This is a genomic window from Sulfurihydrogenibium yellowstonense SS-5 (genome assembly GCF_000173615.1).
Classification (GTDB): domain Bacteria; phylum Aquificota; class Aquificia; order Aquificales; family Hydrogenothermaceae; genus Sulfurihydrogenibium; species Sulfurihydrogenibium yellowstonense.
Window position 1 is genome coordinate 1 of record NZ_ABZS01000209.1, and the last position, 2,471, is coordinate 2,471.

Here is a 2,471-nt window from a genome sequence, read left to right on the forward strand (position 1 = left end):
TTTTAATATAATCTTGCCTTTTAGAACAGGCGAAGTTTCTTTTTTTTATCTTCTTAAAAAAGAAGGAGTTCATATAGTAGATTCAACAATGAGCTTTCTCATTACTCGTATATTCGATGGTCTTGGCTTGATGGCGGTTTTTGCATTTAGTTATTTAACCTTTAAAGGATTTCTATCCTTAGCTTTGATGTCATTTTTAATAATTCCTTTTAGCTTTTATGTTTTTGTTTTTATTTTAAAATTCATAAAACATGAAAAAGTTAAAAGTTACAATAAAGACAAACTTAGATTTTCCAATCTTTCATGTATTTATTTGTTGTCTGTTTTAACCTTTATTTTGAAGTTTACAGCGTTTTATTTTGTTATACCAACTCAAATAGATATATCATTTTTCCAAACAATTTTAGCATCAGCAGCAGCAGATTTGACAACCATCCTACCTATTCATGGAATAGCGGGCATTGGTACCTATGAAAGCGGATATGCAGGAAGTTTGATATTTTTGTTTAACATAGATAAAAACACAGCTTTTTTGCTATCTTTTTTGGTACATACTTTTATACTTTTTTCAAGTAGTTTACTCTTTGTTTTGACTATAGTGTATTTCAAATTTCTTAAAAACAAGAATTATCAGAACTTTCGATAAGAAATTAAGAATTTTTAGATATTTAAAAAGAATATTCCTCAAACTTAATCAAGTCCTAAGATAGACAAAGTAAGACGCATGAGGAACAAAAAAGTTTTATTAACTTCTCATTTCTCACCTCTTATATCTTTTGAATTTTGTAGAATTTCCTACCTGATATGTTTAACACCAATTTACTTATTAATACATAAATTCTATACCGGGTGAAAAATTCAATAAAAGCATGAGATTCTTCGCTTCGCTCAGAATGACAAATAAGATTGCCCTTTTTCTAATGTTTATCAATCAACCTTTTCCTGTCATCCTGAGGCCAAAGGCCGAAGGATCTCTTTTTTGATTTTTTGATTTGAAAAGAAAAATATGAGATTCTTCGCTTCGCTCAGAATGACGATGTGGATTTTTGAACAGTCTCTGTTAAATTTAAGCTTATCCTTTAAAAATTGCATCTAATTTTTCTTTTACTATTTTTGCAGTAATTTCTGCAACATATTCTTTAAGTTCTTCTTTTATCATTCTTTCGATTTCTTGTTTCATCATTAACTCTGCCTCTTTTGCTAAAGATGATTTTAATTGATTTTTTATTTCCTCAAGTTCTCTTCTAGCCTCATCTTGAAAGTCTATTTGAAGGTGATCAATAATTGTATTCATAGCATTGTCACTCTTTAACATATCCTTTACCATTTCCATTGCCAACCTTTTTATATCTTCTGAAGAAATAGTAATATTAAAGTTAGTTACCATAATTTCTTCTCCTCCTTCTGTAATTTTATTTTCTTTTTTTATTTCTTGAATAAACTCTGTTAAAGGTTTCGTAACAATTTCTTTTTTCTTATCTCCTTCCATGCGTTTTTGAATTCCTTCATTTAACTCTTCAGATAAAGATTTTGCAATATTTTCTTCTGCCTTAGTTTCAATACCAATTTCTTCAATATTAAAATTTTTTATTTTTTTTCCTATAACTAAATCATCTATATTTAAATCATCTATATTTATATTTAACAGGTTTTCCTCTTTATCTTCTGCTTCTTCTTTAGAAGTAGATTTGCTCTCAAAATCTATATCAAAATTGAAAGATATATTAGTAGGTTCCGATTCTATGTTTCCAAATTCAATTTCAAATAAAGATTTATCTTCTAATTTTTCTTTAGAAGTAGATTTGTTCTCAAATTCTATATCAAAGAAATTATCAAAGCTTTCTTCCTTGTTTTCTGATTTAATTTCTTCTTCATTGATTGATATTACATTAGGTTCAAAATCAATCAAACCTTTTTCTATATTATATAAATCTGTATTATTAAATAAGTCTTCAAATTTTTGACTTTCAAAATTTTCGATTTCGCTTTCTTTTTTAGGTGCAAAAGTTTCGGTTAAATTTTCAACTTGCTGAGATTGAATTTTTTCTGTTTGGATTAAGGTGTTTTTCAAAATTTCTGGTAGAATTGTGAGAGATTCCGATTTTGGTATAAATTCTACATCATCGCTAAAATTTTTTTTGTTTATAGGGTTTTCTGGAACAGTTAATACGAAATATTTTATATCTTTTCCTCCCAGCTTTCCAATCAAATATTTCAGATCATCTTCTGCAAAAATTCCTGATGAAGTATCATAAATAATCACTTTAAAATCTTTTTGTGGATACTCTTTAATCAGCGATAAACTATCTCCATACACTTCAACATTATTTATTTTTAACAAACTATTCAAGTTCTCTACAAATTTTATATCGTATGATACTACTGCAATACTCATAAAAAAGACCTCCTTAATATTTTATAACTCTCTTTTCGTCAAAAATTTTGTATAATTAAATTATCATAAAAATCTA

2 protein-coding genes are annotated in these 2,471 nt (G+C 27.0%); one reads left to right on the forward strand and one right to left on the reverse strand.

From position 1 onward, the window contains the following. Positions 1-646, forward strand: a 646-nt coding sequence (locus tag SULYE_RS07610; protein WP_007548157.1) for a lysylphosphatidylglycerol synthase domain-containing protein, incomplete at its 5' end; no start/stop codon positions are given. A gap of 426 nt (positions 647-1,072) precedes the next feature. Here SULYE_RS07610 and SULYE_RS07615 read toward each other — a convergent pair. Beyond that, the gene (locus SULYE_RS07615) at positions 1,073-2,395 is read right to left on the reverse strand and encodes a hypothetical protein (RefSeq protein ID WP_007548158.1); all 1,323 of its coding nucleotides are present in this window, start codon (positions 2,393-2,395) and stop codon (positions 1,073-1,075) included. Between the last annotated feature and the right edge of the window lie 76 nt (positions 2,396-2,471).